Source organism: uncultured Algibacter sp. (assembly GCF_947487605.1).
Lineage (GTDB): Bacteria > Bacteroidota > Bacteroidia > Flavobacteriales > Flavobacteriaceae > Algibacter_D.
The window spans coordinates 189,837-212,509 of the sequence record NZ_CANKXK010000003.1 but is presented as its reverse complement, the minus strand read 5'-3'; the positions used below and the strand labels follow the sequence as shown (position 1 = coordinate 212,509).

Here is a 22,673-nt window from a genome sequence, read left to right as displayed (position 1 = left end):
ATAAAAATTAACTAAATAATTTATTGAATAACTAAAATTTAAGACAAAATGAATTCAATTACAAAAAATGGATTTTTATTGATTATAATGCTACTTTCGGTAAGTATTGTTGCAGCACAATCAATATCAGGAAATGTTAAAGACCAAGCAGGAATACCTTTGGCGGGTGTTAATGTTATTTTAGATGGCACATCTAAAGGTGCGGTTACAGATTTTGACGGTAACTATACTATTAGTAGCATAGAAAATGGTACTTACACATTATCCGCAACCTTCTTAGGGTATGCAAAAGTGTCACAAAATATTACTATTAATGATGCCGACGTAACAGTAAATTTTACAATGGCAGAAGATGCTCAATCATTGGATGTGATAGTCGTAACAGGCGTAGTCAACCCAAAATCTAGATTAGAATCTAGTGTTTCGGTGTCATCAATTGGAATACAACAAATAGCTCAATCTGCTCCAAGAACCTCAGGAGAAGTTTTTAGAAATATCCCTGCTATACGTGCAGAAACTTCTGGTGGTGATGGTAATGGTAATTATAGTGTACGTGGTGTGCCTGTGTCTTCTGGTGGATCTAGATATTTGCAAATTCAAGAAGATGGATTGCCAATAAATTTATTTGGAGACACATCTTTTGGTAATTCTGATAACTGGTTAAGAATAGATTCTAATATTGGTAGAGTTGAATCTATAAGAGGTGGTTCAGCATCCACTCAAACATCAAATGGTCCTGCAGGTATTATTAATGTTATTAGTAAAACTGGAGCTACAGAGGGTGGTTCTGTTTCAACAACATTTGGTTTAGATTACCAAACTAACAGAATAGACTTTGAGTATGGTACGCCATTAGCTAATGGAATATCTTATCATATAGGAGGATTTATGAGGTCTGGTGAAGGTCCAAAAGCAGCAGGGTATAATGCTAATCAAGGTGGGCAACTTAAGGCAAACTTTACTAAGCGTTTTAATTCAGGATACATTCGTACTTATTTTAAGTTTTTAAATGATAGATCTGCAATGTATTTGCCTGGTCCAACTTTAGTAGAAGGTTCTGATTCTGATCCAACTTTTACAGATTTACCAGGTTATGATATTAATAATGATTCTCAGCATTCAGCATTTTTACAAGAAAATGCAGGTGTAAGTGCTTTAGATGGTAACAGAAGAACAGGTGATATTAGAACTGGTAATAACCCAATAGTAAAAGCTATAGGTTTAGAATTCTCTTTTGACTTAGGGGATGGATGGAAAGTATTTAACAAAGGTAGAACTGCTTCAAGAACTGGTGAATGGGCAGGCCCTTTTACAGCTGGTTTTGGTGCTACTGCAGATATAGAAGCAGAAGTTAGAGGTTATATTCCTGCAACCGCTACTGGAGGTCTTGTATATGCTGATGGAGCTAGAGAGGCTTACAATCCTGATAATGGGTTATTACAAATATTACACATGTTTGATGTGACCATTGAAGATATGGGAAGCTTTGTTAATGATTTTAAAATTTCAAAAAAATTAGGTGATAATGTATCTGCAACTGCTGGTTACTTTTTTGCCTCACAAAAAACTAAAACAGGCTGGAACTGGACATCTTTTTTATCTGAAGTTAAAGGTGATAACGCCAGATTAGTTGATATTGATGGTTTCTCTAGAGGTGGTCAATTCGCGTATGGTAACCCAAAATGGGGAAACTGTTGTAATAATAAATATAATACGGTACACACAATAAATTCTCCATATTTAGGTATTGATGCAAAAATTACAGAAAATTTAAATTTTGATGGTAGTATTAGATTTGAAAACGTTGATGTAGATGGAACTATTGCTTCTTTTGGGTCTGCTGCACCTCAAAATTACGATGTCAATGGTAACGGTGTTATAGAAGATATTGAAACTTCTGTACCTGTTAGAAACCCAAATCAAAATCAAATTGTAAATGATGAGTACAATTTTGTTTCTTTCTCGGCAGGTTTAAATTATAAATTAAATGATGATTCAGCTGTGTTTGGTAGATATAGTCGAGGTGCTTCAGGTAGAGCTCCTGATAGAAATTCTTATGGACTTGATGGAACTGCTGCAACACAGTATGACCAAATCTCTCAGCTTGAAGTAGGTTATAAAAGAAAAATAAATAACGGATATATTAACTTAGTTGCTTTCTTAAGTAATACTGATGAAGATGCAGGTGCTGCTCTTAACCAAACGGTAGGTAATGAGTTTAAAGCTTCTGGGCTAGAGTTAGAAGGGTTGTATAATCCAGGAAGTTTCTCCATTGTTGGTTCTATTACGTACACAAATGCTGAAATAACTGAGGATAGAGCTAGTGGTACAGGTGCTAATACAGGGAATACCCCTCAAAGGCAGGCTGATTTTGTATACAATTTTTCTCCGAGATATACTTTTGGTAAAGACCGTCAACATTCATTAGGTTTAGGGATTATTGGTACTTCAAAGTCTTTTGCATCTGATGGAAATGCTTTGATTATGCCAGGGTACACTTATGTTAATTTATTAGGTACAGTTGCTCTTACAAAAGGATTGTCTGTATCTATTAATGTAAATAATCTTTTTGATACCGTAGGAATCACAGAAATTGATAATGGTGGCTCTACAATTGGTGATGCTCCAGGAGGAAATCGTTATGCATTAACTAGAGGTATAACAGGACGTTCATCAGCTTTGTCATTAGCATACAAATTTTAGGGATTAGTTTAGTTTGAGTAGTTTGTTAATTAAAAGGGCTGGAGTTTTATATTGAGTTCCAGCTCTTTTTACTCTCTTTTTTGGTGTAGATATAAAGAGAGTTTTAATAGCTCTTGATAACAATCTAGATTTTAATGGCTAATTATATTGACAGATAGTAAACAATAAAATATAAACAGGTGAAAGCTCTTATTTTTTCAATAGTATTTATTCTTACCTTACCTACTGTCAGCTTCGGTCAAACTTCAGCTTCGGTTACAGATGATGTATATACTAAAAAAGAATTAAAAAAAATTATCATATATGGTAACAGAACATGCCACTATTGTGTTGACACTAAAACGTATTTAACCAAAAAAAGGATTTCTTTTGTTTTTTATGATTTAGACATACATTCTGAAAAGATAGAAGAGATGTACGTTAAATTACGAAAGTCTGGCATTAGTACTTCAAATTTTCAGATTCCTGTTGTGGATAAAGGCGGAAAAATTATAACCAATAATTACAAAACTTTTGATGAATTTTTAAGTAAATTGACTACTGATGATGAGAAGTAAAATCAAGTTAAGTTTCTGGCAAATTTTTAATATGAATGTAGGGTTCTTAGGAATTCAATTTAGTTTTGGTTTACAGCAAACAGCCGTTAATCCTATATTTTCATTTTTAGGAGCACATCATGAAGATTTACCTTTGTTAAACTTAGCTGGCCCAGTAACTGGTTTAATCGTTCAACCCATAATTGGAGCCATTTCAGATAAGACTTGGTCGCCACGCTGGGGAAGACGTAAACCATTCTTCTTAATTGGAGCTATAATAGGTAGTTTGTGTTTATTTGCCTTTCCATTTAGTCCTACGCTTTGGTTTGCAGTTGGTTTGTTGTGGATTCTTGATGTTGGTAATAATATGGCCTTGGAACCTTATCGTGCTTTTGTAGGCGATAAATTACCAAACAAGCAGTTAAGTTTTGGTTACCAAATGCAAAGTTTGTTTGTAGGTGCAGGTATTGTTTTAGCAAACGCCTCCATATTTCTTTTTCAAGATTGGTTTGGAGTTGCAGAAGCTGTTGAAGCGGCTAGTGGTATTCCTAAATGGTTGTATTATTCCTTTTTTATTGGTGCAATATTATCAGTTTCTACCATTTTATGGTCAGTTTTAAAAACACCAGAAATTCCACCATCAGATGAAGAATTCGAAGAGATAAAAAAGCACAATGCTTTACCGCTTTCAGATAGAATTAAAACACCTTTTCTAGAAATTGTGAATGCTATAAAAGATATGCCTAAGCTTATGTGGAAATTATCTGCTGTTTATCTTTTTCAATGGTATGCCTTATTTGTGTATTGGCAGTTTATAGCTCCTATGTTTAGGGAGAGTATGAATTTTGATGCTTCTCAAGCTCTAAGTCAAGCAGCAAAAATGAATACCACATATAATGTGTCAACAATAGTTTTTGCATTGGCACTTGTACCTTTAGCTGTTAGATTCGGAGGTAAAAAAGTATATGTTTTTAGTCTATTTTTAACAGGCATTGCCATGCTTAGTATTCCATATATTCAAGACCCGCTTTTGGTTATTTTACCCATGATTTTGTTTGGTGTAGGTTGGGCAGCAATGATGGGTATCCCTTATTCTATGGTGTCTAAAGTTGTACCCCAAGAACGCCGCGGGGTCTATATGGGCATATTGAATATGATGATTGTTATTCCTATGGGAATTCAAACACTAACATTCGGACCTGTTGTAAAGAATCTGTTAGATAATAGTGCGGTTAATGCCATAATATTTGGTGGCGTATTTTTTATCATAGCTGGTGTTTTAGCATTGCGTCTTAAAACAACCTAAAACTAATGAAGAAGATTAAAATGTTGTTAGATAAAATATAAATGTTAAGTAAGACAAATAAATTATGAAGTATAGGCAAATTGGGAAAAGTGGTTTAATATCCTCTAATTTAACATTGGGTACAATGATATTTGGAGAGAAATCGGGTCGGGCTACTTCTGAAGAAGATGCAATTAAAATGATAAACTACTATCTTGATTTGGGAGGTAATCATATTGATACAGCTAATGTTTATGCAGATGGGCGCTCAGAAGAAATTATAGGAAAAACATTGAAAGGGAAACGAGATAAGACAATCATTTCTACGAAAGTAAGATTTAGGACGTCGTCAGATATAAATGCAGAAGGTTTATCTCGAACCCACATCGTGCAAAGTGTTGATGATAGTTTAGCCAGGTTAAAAACCGATTATATAGATTTACTTTATCTACACAGCTTTGACCCAATAACACCTCTTGAAGAAACTATTAGAGCTATAGAGCATTTAATTGATAAGGGGAAAGTTAGATATATAGGTGTTTCAAATTTTAAAGCTTGGCAGTTGATGAAAGCTCAAGGTTTAACAAAATATTTGAATACAAATCCATTTATAGCAGCCCAATATCAATACAGTTTAGTAAAGAGAGATTTAGAATATGAATTTTTTGATTTATTTGAATCAGAAGGATTAGGACTGTTAACTTGGGGACCATTAGGGGGTGGTTTTTTATCTGGAAAGTATACTAAAGATAAACCAAATTCGGGTAGAATAGCAAGTACTTCGGATGACACAGAAGAATCCTGGGAGCGTAGAAATAGTGATAAAAATTGGCAAATAATTAATGCTATTGAGTCTCTCACAAAAAAATATAATGTCACATTTTCACAAGTTGCAATCGCATGGATATTATCAAATAAGGTTGTGTCCTCTGTAATTTTAGGGGTCAGAACCCTTGACCAGCTTAAAGACAACATGGGAGCAAATAATTTATACCTCACTTTGGATGAAGTGAATTTATTGAATAATTTAAGCCAATTACCTGAACTATATCCTTATAGATTTATGAATGAATATGGAAATAGAGAAATCTAATTGCTTTTGTTTAATGTGTAATACCTGTCAATAATTCTGATTAGAAGTGATAGCCATTTAGTTGCAAAACCAAGTATGTGAATAAAAAGGTTGTATTTAAACGATAAGTAGGGTTATAAAACCCGACATTATTCTTATAAGAGGTCGATAGAGCGAACTAATTTATAATTTAAGAAAGAGAGTTTTGAAGAACAATAATAAAGATATAGATATTTTATGCGTTGGTGAGGTACTTGTTGATTTCATTGGACATCAAACAGAAGTACTAATCAACAATACAAGAGATTATCATAGGTATTTAGGAGGTTCGCCTGCTAATGTGGCTATGAATTCTACAAGATTAGGCTTAAAATCTGTTATGGTAGCAACCGTAGGCAATGATGGTTTTGGAGAATATATTTTCGAGAGATTAAATGGTGTTGGGGTTATTACAAGTTATATTAAGCAACTTGAGAATAAACCAACAAGTGTTATTTTTGTATCTAGAACAGATGGTACTCCAGATTTTATTCCGTTTAGAGAGGCCGATTGTTTTATTACAGAAAAGCAAATTTCTAAAGAGTTACTATCAAAGACCAATATTTTCCATACGACTTGTTTTGCATTAAGTAAACAGCCTGCACAAACCGCTATTATAGAAAAAGCTAAGGAAGCATTTCATTTAGGATGTAAGTTAAGCATCGATGTAAATTATGCTAAGAAGTTATGGAATAGTCAAGAAGAAGCACTTGTTGTTATTAAGGCATATTGTGAATTCAATCCTTTGGTTAAGATTAGTGAAGATGATATGTTTAGGCTTTTTGAGCAGGAGTTGCCGCATGAAGACATATTTAACTTTTTCCATTCTGAAGGTGTTGATATAGTGTGTTTAACATTGGGTAGCAAAGGCGTTAAGCTATCACAAAAAGGTGAGGAAATCATTTATATGCCTGCAATGCAAATTGATGTGGTACAAGATGCCACTGGAGCAGGTGATGCCTTTTGGTCTGGGTTTTTGTTCGCCTATATTAAAGAAAAACCTATTGAAAAATGTTTAGAAGTAGCTTTGCAATTAGCAGCTTTAAAGCTTCAGAATGTAGGTAGATTACCGGATAATATAAACATATTATCAGAATTACTATAATTATTTAGATATGTCAAAAGAATCAAATATTAGTAACGGCGTTATGCTAAATGCATATCCCGATAGCATTGGGGTTAATTTAAAAGACATGATTACCATGTTGCAAATGCCAGAATTCAAAGATGTTTTTTCGTTGTTTTATATATTACCAACCTTTTTTAACAGCGATTTAGATAGGGGATTTTCAGTTATAGACTATAATTTAAATAAAGATTTGGTCTCTCAAGAAGATTTAAAAGCACTAGATGGACTTAACATAGAGCTAAAGTTTGATATTGTATTAAATCATTTATCGGTAGAATCGCCTCAATTTAAAGATTTGCTCAAAAACGGAGTGGAATCAAAATACAAAGACTTTTTTATCAATTGGAATAGCTTTTGGGGAGGAAACGGAACCATGGGTGATGATGGTTTCATAATTCCTAAAAAAGAATTCCTCGATAAATTATTTATGAGAAAGTCTGGTCTTCCCATATTAAAAGTACCTTTTCCTGACGGCTCTATGCAACCGTATTGGAATACGTTTTATCAAAAGATAAATGACGATAAAAGTTTTTTAGGACAAATGGATGTTAATGCAAAATCCGAATTGGTTTGGGGTTTTTATGAAGAAACCCTTAAAAAATTAAGTGGTTATGGTTGTAAAATTTTGAGACTAGATGCTTTTGCTTATTTGCATAAAGACATTGGACAATCTAATTTTTTTAATAAACCAGGGACTTGGGATTATCTTGAACGGATTAAGCAAATTGCAAAAAAGAATAATTTAACACTTTTACCAGAAATTCATGCTGAATATGGACTGCATTTACATGATGAGGTTGCTGATAAGGGGTATCAAATTTATGATTTTTTCTTGCCAGGTTTGATGATACATACTTTGGAAAATGCCAATTGTGAGGCGCTTATGAAATGGGCCAAAGAAATAGTTGGTAAAGGTTATAAAACGGTAAATATGTTGGGTTGTCACGACGGAATCCCCGTGTTAGATTTAAAAGGGAAAGAAGTTGCGGGTACGTATTATAAAGGGTTACTATCAGATGATGAGATAGAAGTCATTATGAATAAAATAATGGAACATGGAGGCAGAGTCAAGAATCTTTATGACCCATCGGGTAAAAAAATATCTTATTACCAAGTAAATGCTACATTCTTTAGTGCAATAGGTGAAGATGAGCAAAAATTATTATTGGCTAGAGCCATTCAAATATTTATGCCTGGGATTCCACAGGTATGGTATTTAGATATTTTTGCTGGTAAAAATGATTATGAAGCTGCAGATAAAGCTGGTAATGGAGGACATAAAGAAATAAACCGAACAACCCTTTCAGTAACGGATGTTAAAGAAGGACTTAAAAAACCAATAGTTCGAAATCAACTTAAGCTTCTGAAATTAAGAAATACATCCAAAGCATTTTCTGGAAGTATAAAAATAAACCAAACCTCTTCAGATACTATAGATATAGAGTGGGTGAATGGAAATGATGCGGTACAATTAAAAGCTAACCTTAAGACCTATGAATTTACCATAAATCGCACTGAATCTGGAAGAAATATTGTAATGTTGTTAAATTAGGTTAAAGGGAGAACACCAGTTCTTTAAAAATCAATAGTAGTTTATAATTTAAGGAAATACTTGAAATTTATTAAAAAATAGTCCACCAAAGCATAGTAGGAGTTATTAGTATTTTAAAGGTAGTATAAATCCCCAAATAAGACTCTATGTAATTGGTTTTAGTAACTTGTTTTTTAGACAAGAACAGAATTTTGAAAACAAAAAAGTCTTAAAATCAATTGCTTATCAATTTTTCAGTACTTTTTTAAGTCATTGTGCAACCGGTACCATAGTTAGAAAAAGTTTTTTGTGAGCGACCTAGTAAGTGCGTTCTGAAAATCAGTTCCTGATGATTCCCAATGCATACAGTAATGTGTTAAGATGAATCAAAATGTAATCTACTATATTTTTTTATACCATGAAAGAATATCAAATTTTTAAGAACATTCAAAAGCATATTTCACTAAGTAATACTGAAAGGGAATTTTTCATTTCTATTTTGATAGAAAAAGATATTGCTAAAAAAGAAATAGTATTAGAACAGGGGTCTGTAAGTAGCAAGTTATATTTTGTCGAATTTGGAAGTTTGAGAGCATTTAATGTTAACGAAGAAGGTAGGGAATCTACTATTATGTTAGCTGTTCAAGATTGGTGGATTACTGATATGTACTCTTTTGTAAATAAAAAACCCGCTTTGTTATCAATAGAAACATTAGAAGTCAGTCGGTTAATAGAATTTGATTTTATTATGTTAGAAAAACTATATAAACGGCTGCCAAAATTTGAAAGGTTTTTCAGAATTCTTTTTCAGAATGCTTACATTAGGGAACAGCTTAGGGTATTGGATAATATTTCTTTTACCACGGAGCAACGATACACAAGATTCATTGATAAATACCCTCAAATAGTTAAAAAAGTAACCCAAAAGCAAATTGCATCTTATCTTGGTGTTACGCCTGAATTTTTAAGCTCTGTCAAAAAGAAATTGTCTTAAACTATCTTAATTTTTAGGTTATTATTATTTACGTTCTTTACAAAAACTTAAATTATGATGATGATTTTAATAGCAGGCCCTTACCGAAGCGGAACAAATAACAATCTAGAACTTATCAAAAAGAACATGAACAGACTAGAGTCCATGGCATTACCAATTTTCCGTAAAGGTCATATCCCGATGATAGGTGAATGGGTGGCTAATCCATTGATTGAATCAGCTGGCTCAAAGGAAGTTGGAGATGATATTTTTAATGAAATTCAATATCCTACAGCTCATAGACTGTTGATCAAGTGTGACGCAATTTTAAGAATAGAAGGAGATTCTAAGGGAGCCGATCAAGATGTAGAGATAGCCAAAAAATTGGGATTAAAAGTATATTATAATTTAAAAGAAATACCAGGTGCAAAATAATAAAGTCCGCAATTTAAAAACTGAAGTTCTTTCTGACAATTGGTATACTTTAAGAAAAGTCACTTTTGATTATTTAAAGAAGGATGGGAGTTGGGAAACACAAAGTAGGGAAGCCTATGATAGAGGAAATGGTTCAACAATACTTCTTTACAATAAGGAAAGGTCAACAGTAATACTCACAAGACAGTTTCGGATGCCAACTTATGTTAATGGTAATGAAACTGGAATGCTAATAGAAACTTGCGCTGGACTTTTGAGCAAAGAAAATGCGACCGAATGTATTCATAGAGAAACACAAGAAGAAACTGGATATGAAATTTCATCCGTGGAGAAGGTGTTCGAAGCATATATGTCCCCTGGCTCTGTAACTGAAATTGTTTATTTTTTTATTGCTGAATATAAAGACTCAATGAAAGTCTCTGAAGGTGGTGGAGTCGAAGACGAACAAGAGGAAATTGAGGTCTTGGAATTGAAAATTGATAATGCGATAGAAATGATAGAAAATGGGGAAATTAAAGATGGAAAAACAATAATGCTATTACAGTATATTCAAATTAAAGGAATTCTTTAAAGTTGCAAATTCATCCATAGTTTTTTCGATAAATTGAAAATAATGAACTACTAGTTTGGTGTTTTATAATCTAAGGATAGATTTAATTTGGTGAAATAAAAATGCTTTTGCATATTTAAGGGTAGACTTAATTTCTAAAAAGGTTAGGATTAAACCTAATTAAGGAGAGTTTAAAGAAACAATGACGTTTAAGTTTTTACATTAAGTATTAATATTATTCAGGCTTAAAAAGAAACATCAATTTTTTAAAAGAGTAGTTGTTTCCTTAATAGGATTGCTATATTTGTTAGTCTATATAATTTAATCCATATGAGTGAAGAAAGTAAAAGACGCGAAGCCCTTATATATCACGCAAAACCAACTCCTGGTAAAATAAAAGTAGTTCCAACCAAAAAATATGCAAGCCAAAGAGATTTATCTTTAGCATACTCTCCTGGTGTAGCAGAGCCTTGTTTGGAGATTGAAAAAGACAAAAACAACGCTTATAAATATACAGCTAAAGGTAATTTAGTAGCAGTAATTTCTAACGGAACGGCTGTTTTAGGTTTAGGAAATATTGGCCCAGAAGCTTCAAAACCTGTAATGGAAGGTAAAGGCTTACTGTTTAAAATCTTCGCTGATATTGATGTGTTTGATATTGAAGTAGATACTGAAAATGTCGATGAATTCATTGAAACCGTAAAAAATATAGCACCAACTTTTGGAGGGATTAATCTTGAAGATATTAAAGCTCCCGAAGCATTCGAAATTGAAAGACGCTTAAAGGAAGAGTTAGATATTCCTGTAATGCATGATGACCAGCATGGTACAGCAATTATTTCTGCTGCAGCATTGTTGAACGCCGTTGAGCTTGCAGATAAAAACATTAGTGATGTAAAAATAGTTATTAGTGGAGCTGGAGCTGCAGCTATTTCTTGCTCACGGCTATATCAAGCCTGTGGAGCAAATCGAAAAAACATGGTCATGCTAGATAGTAAAGGTGTGATTAGGGACGATAGAGATAATCTAACTAAGGAAAAAGCTGAATTTGCTACACACAGAAAAATAGATACTCTAGAAGAAGCCATGATAGGAGCCGATGTGTTTATTGGACTTTCTATGGCAGATATTGTATCGCAAGATATGTTGAAGGTTATGGCGAAAAACCCTATTGTATTTGCTATGGCTAATCCAAATCCAGAAATAAAATACGATTTAGCCATTGCAGCTCGAAAGGATGTTATTATGGCTACGGGGCGTAGCGATCATCCTAACCAAGTTAATAATGTATTAGGTTTCCCTTTTATTTTTAGAGGCGCATTAGATGTTCGTGCAACAAAAATTAATGAAGCCATGAAAATGGCAGCCGTAAAAGCACTAGCCAAATTGGCCAAAGAGCCAGTTCCAGAGCAGGTTAATATAGCCTATGGTGAAACGCGACTTGCTTTTGGTAAAGATTATATAATACCAAAGCCATTTGACCCAAGGTTAATTGCAGAAGTTCCTCCAGCGGTAGCCAAGGCAGCTATGGAAAGTGGTGTTGCTAAAGAGTCTATTACCGATTGGGAGAAATATAAAGATAGTCTTAGAGAGCGTTTAGGTTCAGACAATAAATTAGTACGCTTACTGCTTAATAGAGCAAAATTAGATCCTAAACGAGTTGTCTTTGCTGAAGCAGACCAACTTGCTGTTCTAAAAGCGGCACAAATTGTTTATGATGAAGGCATTGCGTTTCCTATTTTATTGGGACGAAAGGAAACCATAAAAAGTCTGATGAAAGAAATTGAATTTGATGCAGATGTTCCAATTATAGACCCTAAAACAGATGAACAAAATGATGTTAAAAATAAATATGCTAAGGTTCATTGGGAGCAAAGAAAAAGAAGAGGCGTAACATATTATTCTTCACAACGTTTAATGCGTGAACGTAATTACTTTGCTGCAATGATGGTTAATGAAGGTGACGCCGATGCGCTTATTTCAGGATATTCTCGTAATTATCCTTCGGTTGTAAAACCAATGTTGGAATTAGTAGGAATGGCTCATGGTGCTACTAGGATAGCGACTACCAATGTTATGATGACTAAACGAGGGCCGTTATTTTTAAGTGATACATCCATCAATATCGATCCAACGGCTAAAGATTTAACCAAAATCACACAAATGACCGCGCAGGTTATTAAAATGTTTGGTATGAATCCAGTTATGGCAATGATATCGTATTCCAATTTTGGGTCTTCCGATCATGAAAAAGCTTCTAAAGTACGAGAGGCTGTTTCTTATTTGCATCGTCATTTTCCTAGTTTAGATGTAGATGGTGAGTTACAAACAGATTTTGCATTAAATGATGAGATGCTGCGTGAAAAATTCCCTTTCTCAAAATTAGTTGGTAAGAAGGTTAACGCCTTGATATTTCCTAATTTAGATGCTGCAAATATCACGTATAAGTTACTAAAAGAATTAAATGAAGCAGATTCTATTGGACCAATTATGATGGGTATGCGTAAACCCGTTCATATACTTCAATTGGGTGCGAGTGTAGATGAAATTGTAAACATGACGGCGATTGCGGTTATTGATGCACAGTATAAAGAAAAGTGGGAAGAAGAAAAGGGGCAGACTAAGTAGGACTAGTGTAAATAATTTTATTACATTTGGTTTGTTAACGAATTGCTCTAAATGATAACACATATTCAGGGAAAACTTTCGGAAAAAAATCCGACACATGTTGTTATAGATTGTAATGGAGTGGGGTATATGTTAAATATTTCATTACATACATACTCTCAAATTCCAGATAACGATTTTTTAAAATTGTATACACATCTTCAGGTAAAAGAAGATTCACACACACTTTATGGGTTTTCATCTCTGGCTGAACGCGAAATTTTTAGACTATTAATTTCTGTTAGTGGTATAGGTTCTAGTATTGCAAGAACGATGCTCTCATCGTTAACACCAAAACAAGTTCGGGAAGGCATTGCATCTAGCGATGTAGCTTTAATTCAATCAATAAAAGGTATTGGCGCAAAAACAGCACAACGTGTTATTATTGATTTGAAGGATAAAATCTTAAAGATTTATGATATTGATGAAGTTTCTGTTTCTAAAGACAATACCAGTAAAGATGAAGCGTTATCTGCATTAGAGGTTCTTGGTTTTGCAAAAAAGCAGGCTGAACGTGTTGTGGATAAAATTATGATAGCACAACCAGATGCCAATGTCGAAACTATTATTAAAGAAGCTTTAAAAAACTTATAATAAATTTTGAATACAACTAACCATAATTTGTATATATCTATTAAAAATTACCTTACGCTATTTATTGTTTTCTTGATTGTTGGTACTGCTTGGTCACAGCAAACCCCTCAAGATTCAACTAAAACAGGTTTTAGTTTAGGAAATATAAAAACACCTAACCCTAATAGTATTGAATCTAAATATACATACGATGCTTTAACAGACAGGTATATTTATACGGAGAAAGTTGGAAATTTTGATATTAATTACCCTGTTATTCTAACTCCTAAAGAATATTATGAATTAGTAGCCAAAGAAAGCTTAAAGCAATACTACCTAGAAAAAATAGCTGCGTTTGATGGTAAGAAAGAAGGGTCTGAAGATGCACAAAAAAATCTTTTACCAGAGTTTTATGTGAATTCTGGTTTTTTCGAATCTATTTTTGGAGGAAATACCATTGAAGTAATTCCTCAGGGTTCTGTAGAAATGGATTTAGGTGTGTTGTTTTCACAACAAGATAATCCGTCTTTTTCGCCAAGAAATAGAAGTAATTTTACTTTTGATTTCGATCAACGAATTAGTCTAAGTTTACTAGGGAAAGTTGGCGAGCGACTTCAGGTAACAGCTAATTATGACACGCAGTCAACTTTCGATTTTCAAAATTTAATAAAATTAGAATACACGCCTACCGAGGATGATATCATTCAAAAGATTGAGGTTGGTAATGTAAGTATGCCCCTTAATAGCTCTTTAATAACCGGTGCACAAAGCTTATTTGGTGTTAAAGCACAGTTGCAATTTGGTAGAACTACAGTAACGGGTGTTTTTTCTGAGCAAAAATCACAATCGACTTCTGTGGTGTCGCAAGGAGGAGGAACATTAGAAGAATTTGATCTTTTTATAAGAGATTATGATGAGAACAGACACTTCTTTTTAGCCCAGTATTTTAGAGACAACTACGATTCGGCTCTAGAAACCTATCCGTATTTAGATACTAAAGGGTTGCAAATTACAAGAATTGAAGTTTGGACAACCAATAGAAGTAACAGAACAGAGAATGTTAGAAACATTGTAGCACTTCAAGATTTAGGTGAAGGAGACCGTATTGGACTCCAGACACCACCAGCAAATTTTGTAAATGTTGGCCCAAATGCATTTCCAGACAATGGTAATAATGATTTTGACCCGAGCACTATTGGCCCAATAGGTTTAATAACCGATGCTATTAGAGATGTAGCAACTGTTCAACAAGCTATAACAGTTCCTAATACCAATGAAGGTTTTGATTACGCTAAATTAGAAAACGCAAGAAAACTTATTCAAGGGCAAGAATATATTTTAAATACCGAATTAGGTTATATTTCATTAAATCAACGTTTAAATAATGATGAGGTTTTAGCGGTAGCTTTTCAATTTACCGTTGGTGGTCAAGTATACCAAGTTGGGGAGTTTGCAAATGATGGTGTAAATGCAACCGATGTTACAACTAATGGTCAAGGGCAAGTAACCCAAGTGGTTAATTCTAATTTAGTTCTTAAACTATTAAAAAGTAGTGTTACTGCTGTTGAGTTACCTGTTTGGGACTTAATGATGAAAAATATTTATGATACAGGTGCTTTTAACCTAAGTCAAGACGATTTTAAATTAAATATTTTTTATAACGAAGCATCGCCTTTAAATTTTATAACCCCAGTGGGTACAACACCTTTTCCAACACCAGCACCTAATGAAAAAGGGCTTCAAGAGTCTCCATTGTTAAGGGTGTTTAATTTAGATAAGTTGAATTTTAATAACGATCCACAGACTAACGGTGATGGTTTTTTCGACTTTGTTCCTGGTATTACAGTATTACCTCAAAATGGAAAAATAATTTTTCCAAGTGCAGAACCTTTTGGAGAATTTCTATTTAATAAATTATCAATTAGCCCAAGTGAAGACTATGATGTAGCTAGTACCTTTAATGAGAATCAAGCAAAGTATGTTTACGATATTCTTTATAAAAGCACCAAAACAGCTGCTTTGGAGGAGGTTGAAAAGAACAAGTTCAAATTAAAAGGGCGCTATAAATCTAGCGGTGGTGATGGTATTCCTATTGGAGCATTTAATGTCCCTAGAGGTTCTGTGAAGGTAACTGCAGGAGGTAGGGTTTTAGTTGAAGGAATAGATTATACAGTAAACTATCAATTGGGAAGAGTTCAAATTTTAGATGAAGCCTTAAAAGCTTCCAATACCCCAATAAATGTTTCAACAGAGAATAATGCGGTATTCGGTCAGCAAACAAGACGTTTTACAGGGATTAATGTTGAGCATAAATTCAATGAAAATTTTGTTTTAGGAGCGACACTTTTAAACCTTAATGAACGACCTATTACTCAAAAAGCTAATTATGGTTCAGAGCCAATTAATAATACTATTTTTGGGTTCAACGGAAATTATGCGACACAAGTACCTTTTTTAACCAGATTAGCCAATAAATTACCAAATATTGATACAGATGTTGAATCTAATGTATCAGTTAGAGGGGAGTTTGCTTATCTAGCTCCAGGAGCACCTAAAGGAACGAATTTGAATGGTGAGGCAACTTCCTATGTCGATGATTTTGAAGGTTCTCAAAACGCTATAGATTTAAAAGCGCAGCAGTCTTGGTTTTTATCGAGTAGACCGTTACAAATTGATGGAACAGATGTTTTTGATGTTAATGGACCAACCAACGGATACGATAGAGCATTACTTAACTGGTATAATATTGATCCTATTTTTTACAGTAGCCAAAAACCTGATGATATAAGTGATGATGACTTATCTGATTTGTTTACCAGTCGAATTTTTATAAACGAATTATTTCCTAATAGAGATTTAGTTCAAGGTCAAAACTCAGTGCTTTTTAGTTTAGATTTAGCTTACTATCCAGATGAAAGAGGGCCTTATAATTTTGAGCCAATAAATACATCTGATGCTAATAATGACGGTAGGCTAGATAATCCTGAGGAATCTTGGGCAGGTATCACACGTCAACTAACATCCACCGATTTAGAACAGGCCAATGTGGAATATATTGAGTTTTGGTTACAAGATCCGTTTCAAAATCCAAATGGACAAGGGACATCTAATAATCCAGGTGGTAAGCTAGTATTTAACTTAGGGAATATATCCGAGGATGTCGTACGTGATGGTAGAAAGATTTATGAAAATGGTTTGCCAGAAGACGGAGATGTAAGTTTATTGTTACCGACAGCTTATGGGACAGTTGTACCACAAAATCAATCACTTATTTATGCTTTTGATACTACTGGGCAAGAACGTGATAATCAAGACGTTGGTTATGATGGTTACGACGATGCCGAGGAAACAGCTGTTTTTGGTACCGATTTTGGTCCTGACCCAGCAAACGATAATTACACCTATTTCTTAAACGCAACCGGAGATATTTTTGAACGTTACAAACAGTATAACGGTGTTCAAGGGAATACACCAGATACGTTTTCAAATACAGATAGAGGTGCTAATACACAACCAGATGTAGAAGATATCAATCGTGATAATACAATGAATACGATTGATAGTTATTTTGAGTATGTATTAGAGATTAAACCTGAACATTTACCAAAAACTATAGCCGAATTTGAAAACTTACCAGACTCTAATCCCTTAAAAGAATTTTTGACAGATTTTAAGGCTCAAACACGTTCAGTTCCTGGTCAAACAGAAGAATTACCTGTAAGATGGCATCAAGTTAGAATTCCTGTTAATGTGCCGCTAGATAGATTTGATGACCCAGCCTTTCCAGAATATAAGCGTTATGGTGGGATTACAGATTTTAGATCCATTCGTTTCGCTCGTGTTTATCTTAAAGGGTTTACGGAAAAAACGGTATTCCGATTTGGTACGTTGGATTTAGTTAGAAGTGATTGGAGACGCTATACACAAGCACTTGATAAAAACGATGCAACACCAGATGATGCCCAAACCGATTTTTCTGTGGGGATTATAGGAACTATTGAAAATGAAGGAAGTTATCAAAGACCTCCAGGTATAGAACCAGAAGAATTATTTAATAATAACACAGTTGTTGAACAAAACGAACAGTCGTTAGTTGTTAACGTGTGTAATTTAGAAGCTCAAGATTCTAAAGCAGTATATAAAAATATTAATATCGATATGCGTCAATATAAACGCCTAAGAATGTTTATGCATGCCGAAGCAGGTGACTCAGGAAACTTAACGAGTGATGAGTTAGTTGGGTTTATACGTATGGGTAACGACCTAACAGAAAACTATTATCAAATTGAAGTGCCACTTCAAGTGTCTACAGGAATATCTAGAGAAGAATTATGGCCAGATGTAAATGAAATTAATTTACCAATTGAAGTTTTAGGTAAGATTAAAGCGCAAGGAATTTCGGATATGACGTTAACCAATGAAGATCCAACTTTTTACGATGTTGTAGGTGATGAAATAATTCCAATACCCAATGATGAATTTTCAGATTATGTAATTGGCCAACATCGTGTGGGTATAAGAGGAAATCCTAACTTTGGAGATATTAGAACATTGATGGTTGGTGTTAAAAACAGAACGAGTAATAATGATGTTTGTGCAGAAGTATGGTTTAACGAATTACGTTTATCAGATTTAGATAACGAAGGTGGTTGGGCCGCCGTAGTTAGTATGGATGCCAATATCGCAGATTTCATGAATATTAGTGCTACAGGAAGGCAAAGCACCTCTGGGTTTGGTTCTTTAGAGCAAGGCCCTAGCCAACGAAGTTTAGAGGATGTTCAACAATACGATGTGGTAACCAATATAAATGTTGGACAATTATTACCAAAAAAATGGGGAATTCAATTACCATTCAATTATGCACAAAGTGAAGAGTTAATAACACCAAAATACGATCAGTTTTATAAAGATTTAACGCTAGATTCAAGATTAGATGCTGCCAATTCTAGCGAAGAACGCGAAAGAATAAAAGAACAGTCGGAAGATTATACCAAAAGACAAAGTATCAATTTTATTGGAGTAAGAAAAATAAGAACCAACGAGGATGCTATACCTCGCTTCTATGATGTTGAAAATCTAACCGTAAATTATTCTTATAATAAAGTTGAACATCGTGATTTTGAAATTGAAAATTCATTGAATCAAACCGTACGTGCGGGGGTTAATTATGCATTTAATTTCAACCCAATAAAAGTAGAGCCTTTTAAAAAGAACGATTCACTGTTTAAAGGTAAATATTGGAAAATACTAAAAGATTTTAACTTTAATTTACTGCCAACGAGTTTTACAGTTAATACAGATATTAATAGACAGTTCAATAAACAAAAATTTAGAGAAATAGACTTAGGTGGCGGGAATATTGGTATAGAAGAATTATTTAGAAGAAACTACACCTTCGATTTTCAATACACAATTAATTACAATTTAACCGATGCTTTACAGTTAAACTTTACCGCTGCAAACAATAATATTGTTCGAAACTACTTTAAAGATAATATCATTAATGGAGAACAAAACCCCGACCTTGATATCTGGGATGGTTTCTTAGATGTTGGGGATCCAAATAGGCAAACACAGCAACTGGGGATTAGTTATCAATTACCATTTAGTAAAATCCCAACCTTTAGCTTTTTAGATGCAACGTATCAATATAGTGGCGATTTCCAATGGCAAAAAGGATCTGATTTATTTGGGGACCTAGAGCTTGATGGACAAACTTATGATTTGGGGAATACCATTCAGAACGCAAATACGCACAATATAAATTCAACTTTAGATATGAAAAAGTTGTATAAATATATTGGCTTGGTAAAAAAACCTATTAGAGGCGCTAGAACTAGAAGAGCTGCTCCTGGTCCTCCAGAATTGAACAATCAAGCTGCAACCAATCAGAAAAAAAATAAAACCAAGTCTGGAACTAAAATATTAAATGCAGGAATTGATATTTTAACGAGTATTAAGAGAATTCAAGTAAATTATTCAGAAAATAATGGGACATTCTTACCAGGATATTTACAAACACCAGGTTTTGTAGGAACACTAAAACCTACTTTAGGTTATACCTTTGGTAGCCAAAGCGATATTCGACATTTAGCAGCTAGAAGAGGCTGGTTAACAGTGTTTCCAGAGTTTAATCAACAATACACAGAAACACAAACTAGACAATTAGATTTATCTGCAAACTTAGAGCCATTTAGAGATTTAAAAATTGATATAGTTGGTAATAGAACCTATTTTGAAAATTACACAGAAAATTATCGCGTTAACACTGTTAATGGTCAATTAGAATACGAATCTTTAACACCTAATACTTTTGGAAACTTTAATATTTCAACCATTTTAATAAAAACAGCCTTTAGTAAAAGTGATGAAACAATATCTGATGCTTTTAATGATTTTAGAGCTAATAGATTAATAATAGCGAGAAGGTTGGCACAACAAAATGGCTCTGATGTTAATGATGTAGATGCTGATGGTTTTCCAAGAGGTTATGGAAAAAATAGTCAAACTGTATTATTGCCAGCATTTTTAGCAGCTTATTCAGGTCAAGATGCAAGTAAGGTTAAAACTACGGCGTTTAGAGATGTGCCAATTCCAAACTGGGACTTAAAGTATACAGGCTTTATGAAGTTTACTTGGTTTAAAAAACGTTTTAAAAGATTCTCATTAACGCATGGATATCGTTCTAATTATACGATTAATCAGTTTCAGTCTAACTTAGATTATACGAAGCCAGATTTTAGTTTAGATTATGATAGTCAAGCTCCAGAAACCAAAGATCAATCTGGAAATTATAAAAATGAAACACTTTTTAGTAATATCAATTTAACAGAAATGTTTAGTCCACTTATTAGAATTGATATGGAGATGAAAAATTCTATTAAGATATTAGCAGAGGTTAAGAAAGACAGATTATTGTCGCTTAGCTTCGATAATAATTTAATGACAGAAATATTAGGAAACGAGTATGTTTTAGGTCTGGGTTATAGAATAAAAGATGTACGTATAAAATCGCAGTTAGCAGGTCCTAAAAAACGTATAGTAAGTGATTTGAATATGAAGGCAGATATCTCTGTAAGAGATAATAAAACGATTATAAGATATTTAGATTTAGAGAATAATCAAGTTACTTCTGGACAGACTATTTGGGGATTAAAATACTCTGCAGATTATGCTTTCAGCAAAAATCTAACAGCGATATTTTATTTTGATTATGCTTTTTCTGAATATGCAATTTCTACAGCATTTCCGCAAACAACGATTCGATCAGGGTTTACATTGAGGTATAATTTTGGTAATTAACGATATCTCCTAAAGGTTACAAAGATGTAATTTTTTAGAGAGGCGTTTTTTAAACAGATCTTTAGCACTTATCACCAAAGATTAGTTTTATATAAAGGGTCGATTATTTAACCACAATAATATCATTGATATTTGTAGTATATCTTGGAGATAAACGTTCTTGGCGCATTTTCCATGTACGTTTTAGGTCTTGACTACCCAATTTTATTTTATAATCAGCATATTTTGAGTTTAAACAATCTATAGTATGCATCAATGGTTTGTGTTTTGGGTTTTCGGCTTCAAATATTTGTAGTTGGTGATTATTGGTTGGTACTAAACCCATTACGATAACACCAGCACGTTTATATTTTATGCCTTTTTTAAAAATATGTGTTACTGCTTGAATAGCTTTTTGACTAATAATTAAACTAGAATCTGTTGGGAAAGGTAAATTAATAGCTTTACTGGCTCTATGCTGTTCTAGATTTTTTTTATGTCTGTCACTACTTAATATCACATAAATTACATGACAGCTAGATCCTTGTTTTCTTAACTTTTCAGCACAACTAGTTGCAAAGGTTGATATGCGTTCTTTAATATTATCAATATCTGAAAATGTGTATTCAAAACTTCTAGTAGTAGCTATAGCACGCTTTGTTTTTACTTCATCTAGTTTTATTTGAGAAACCCCTTCTAAATCTTTTTTAAGTCTCCATTCGGTTATCGAAAAACTTTTTCTAACCCATTCATCGGAAAGATTAGTAAAGTCAAAAGCTGTTTTACACCCTTTTGCCTTCAATCGTTTTTGTAAACCACGACCTATACCCCAAACAGATTCAAGTTGAATCCATTTTAGAGCTTTAATACGCTTTTCTTCAGAATCTATAATATAAACACCCTTCGTTTCCTTTGGAAATTTACGTGCAATTTTGTTTGCTACTTTGCTTAACGCTTTTGTTGGAGCAATACCTACACAAGTTGGAATACCTGTCCATTTTAAAATACGCTGCCTAATTTGGTATCCGTAATTGTCTAAATAGGAATCATTAAAGCCTATAAATTCTAGAAAAGCTTCGTCTATGCTGTATACTTCAACGTCTGGAGTAAATTGTTTTAAAATCGTCATAACCCGATGACTCATGTCTCCATATAGAGGATAGTTTGAAGACAATACTTTTATGTTATTTGCTTTACAAAATCCATCCCATTTAAAAATAGGAGCACCCATAGGAAGATTTAGAGCCTTAGCTTCATCACTTCGAGAAATAACACAGCCATCATTATTGCTTAAAATGGCAATGGGTTTATTGCGTAAGTTTGGATTAAAAACACGTTCGCAAGACGCATAAAAATTATTACAATCTACTAAGGCATACATAAAAGTAAAGGTACAAAACCCTAAAAAACATCAATCGCCTTTATAATGGAATTACCAACACGCTTGTAAGTTGCTTTCGTGCCATTTACACAAAAGTAATAGATATCTCTACTTTTTTGTTCTTTAGCAGATAGTAAAATAACTTGATCTACACTGCAATTGTTGTCTTTTGCAACTTTCTTTTTTACATGATTTATAGTGGCACGTCCCTTTTTTAATTGCGATTGTATTTTTGCGTTTAATTTAGGTTCAACAAAATCTTTTGAAATGCTGCAAGAATTTGGGTTTAAAGGTTTAATGCTATTTACTTTTGCGCTATCTACTAGAGTTAAAGGTTGCATATCAATATATTCCCAAGTATAATCGGCTTTTAATAATACGCGTCTACCATCCTCAGTCTTTACTATATAATTATTTTGGGAAAAACCAACAAACGATAGTGCAAACACTAAAACCAAAATACATTTTTTCATAACAAATAAAATAATTTAAATATTATCAAAAATACGATTTTATTC

The 22,673-nt window shown here is 33.4% G+C and carries 14 protein-coding genes; 12 read left to right on the top strand and 2 right to left on the bottom strand.

The features are described from left to right. The first annotated feature begins 48 nt into the window (after nucleotides 1-48). From Q0739_RS04905 to sprA, 12 genes are all read left to right on the top strand, one after another. Nucleotides 49-2,703: a TonB-dependent receptor gene (locus Q0739_RS04905; RefSeq protein WP_298237586.1), complete on the top strand. Its 2,655-nt coding sequence runs from the start codon at nucleotides 49-51 to the stop codon at nucleotides 2,701-2,703. Nucleotides 2,704-2,882: 179 nt separating this feature from the next. Continuing rightward, the gene (locus Q0739_RS04900; protein WP_298237585.1) at nucleotides 2,883-3,260 is read left to right on the top strand and encodes a glutaredoxin family protein; all 378 of its coding nucleotides are present in this window, start codon (nucleotides 2,883-2,885) and stop codon (nucleotides 3,258-3,260) included. Next, nucleotides 3,247-4,545 (top strand): MFS transporter, encoded by a 1,299-nt coding sequence (locus tag Q0739_RS04895; RefSeq protein ID WP_298237584.1) that lies wholly within the window; start codon nucleotides 3,247-3,249, stop codon nucleotides 4,543-4,545. Before Q0739_RS04900 ends, Q0739_RS04895 begins: the two co-directional genes overlap by 14 nt. Nucleotides 4,546-4,609: 64 nt before the next feature. Further along, entirely contained in the window at nucleotides 4,610-5,617 is a 1,008-nt protein-coding gene (locus Q0739_RS04890; RefSeq protein WP_298237583.1) for an aldo/keto reductase, read from the top strand. A gap of 184 nt (nucleotides 5,618-5,801) precedes the next feature. Beyond that, nucleotides 5,802-6,740, top strand: a complete 939-nt coding sequence (locus Q0739_RS04885; protein ID WP_298237582.1) for a carbohydrate kinase — start codon at nucleotides 5,802-5,804, stop codon at nucleotides 6,738-6,740. Between the two features lie 10 nt (nucleotides 6,741-6,750). Further along, nucleotides 6,751-8,316, top strand: coding sequence for a sucrose phosphorylase (gene gtfA, locus Q0739_RS04880; RefSeq protein ID WP_298237581.1), 1,566 nt, complete (start codon nucleotides 6,751-6,753; stop codon nucleotides 8,314-8,316). Between the two features lie 397 nt (nucleotides 8,317-8,713). Continuing rightward, a complete protein-coding gene (locus Q0739_RS04875) occupies nucleotides 8,714-9,289 on the top strand; it encodes a Crp/Fnr family transcriptional regulator (protein ID WP_298237580.1) in 576 nt (191 codons plus the stop codon). A gap of 54 nt (nucleotides 9,290-9,343) precedes the next feature. Next, nucleotides 9,344-9,703, top strand: coding sequence for a DUF4406 domain-containing protein (locus tag Q0739_RS04870; RefSeq protein ID WP_298237579.1), 360 nt, complete (start codon nucleotides 9,344-9,346; stop codon nucleotides 9,701-9,703). Next, entirely contained in the window at nucleotides 9,693-10,274 is a 582-nt protein-coding gene (gene nudK / locus Q0739_RS04865; protein WP_298237578.1) for a GDP-mannose pyrophosphatase NudK, read from the top strand. The genes Q0739_RS04870 and nudK overlap by 11 nt, the downstream gene beginning before the upstream one ends. Before the next feature lie 309 nt (nucleotides 10,275-10,583). Next, complete coding sequence (locus Q0739_RS04860) at nucleotides 10,584-12,881, top strand: NADP-dependent malic enzyme (protein ID WP_298237577.1); 2,298 nt, start codon at nucleotides 10,584-10,586, stop codon at nucleotides 12,879-12,881. A gap of 51 nt (nucleotides 12,882-12,932) precedes the next feature. Further along, entirely contained in the window at nucleotides 12,933-13,514 is a 582-nt protein-coding gene (ruvA, locus tag Q0739_RS04855) for a Holliday junction branch migration protein RuvA (protein WP_298237576.1), read from the top strand. Between the two features lie 6 nt (nucleotides 13,515-13,520). After that, nucleotides 13,521-20,795 (top strand): cell surface protein SprA, encoded by a 7,275-nt coding sequence (sprA, locus tag Q0739_RS04850; RefSeq protein WP_298237575.1) that lies wholly within the window; start codon nucleotides 13,521-13,523, stop codon nucleotides 20,793-20,795. 103 nt (nucleotides 20,796-20,898) lie between these two features. On the opposite strand, the gene Q0739_RS04845 is transcribed toward sprA, so the two are convergent. Further along, nucleotides 20,899-22,155, bottom strand: coding sequence for a Y-family DNA polymerase (locus Q0739_RS04845; RefSeq protein ID WP_298237574.1), 1,257 nt, complete (start codon nucleotides 22,153-22,155; stop codon nucleotides 20,899-20,901). A 20-nt stretch (nucleotides 22,156-22,175) separates the two neighbouring features. Further along, a complete protein-coding gene (locus Q0739_RS04840; protein ID WP_298237573.1) occupies nucleotides 22,176-22,628 on the bottom strand; it encodes a DUF3157 family protein in 453 nt (150 codons plus the stop codon). Between the last annotated feature and the right edge of the window lie 45 nt (nucleotides 22,629-22,673).

Coding starts and splice junctions, on each gene's coding strand:
- Q0739_RS04905 (WP_298237586.1), top strand. CDS start 49: ATGAATTCAATTACAAAAAATGGATTTTTATTGATTATAATGCTACTT.
- Q0739_RS04895 (WP_298237584.1), top strand. CDS start 3,247: ATGATGAGAAGTAAAATCAAGTTAAGTTTCTGGCAAATTTTTAATATG.
- Q0739_RS04890 (WP_298237583.1), top strand. CDS start 4,610: ATGAAGTATAGGCAAATTGGGAAAAGTGGTTTAATATCCTCTAATTTA.
- gtfA (WP_298237581.1), top strand. CDS start 6,751: ATGTCAAAAGAATCAAATATTAGTAACGGCGTTATGCTAAATGCATAT.
- Q0739_RS04875 (WP_298237580.1), top strand. CDS start 8,714: ATGAAAGAATATCAAATTTTTAAGAACATTCAAAAGCATATTTCACTA.
- Q0739_RS04870 (WP_298237579.1), top strand. CDS start 9,344: ATGATGATGATTTTAATAGCAGGCCCTTACCGAAGCGGAACAAATAAC.
- Q0739_RS04860 (WP_298237577.1), top strand. CDS start 10,584: ATGAGTGAAGAAAGTAAAAGACGCGAAGCCCTTATATATCACGCAAAA.
- ruvA (WP_298237576.1), top strand. CDS start 12,933: ATGATAACACATATTCAGGGAAAACTTTCGGAAAAAAATCCGACACAT.
- Q0739_RS04845 (WP_298237574.1), bottom strand. CDS start 22,155: ATGTATGCCTTAGTAGATTGTAATAATTTTTATGCGTCTTGCGAACGT.
- Q0739_RS04840 (WP_298237573.1), bottom strand. CDS start 22,628: ATGAAAAAATGTATTTTGGTTTTAGTGTTTGCACTATCGTTTGTTGGT.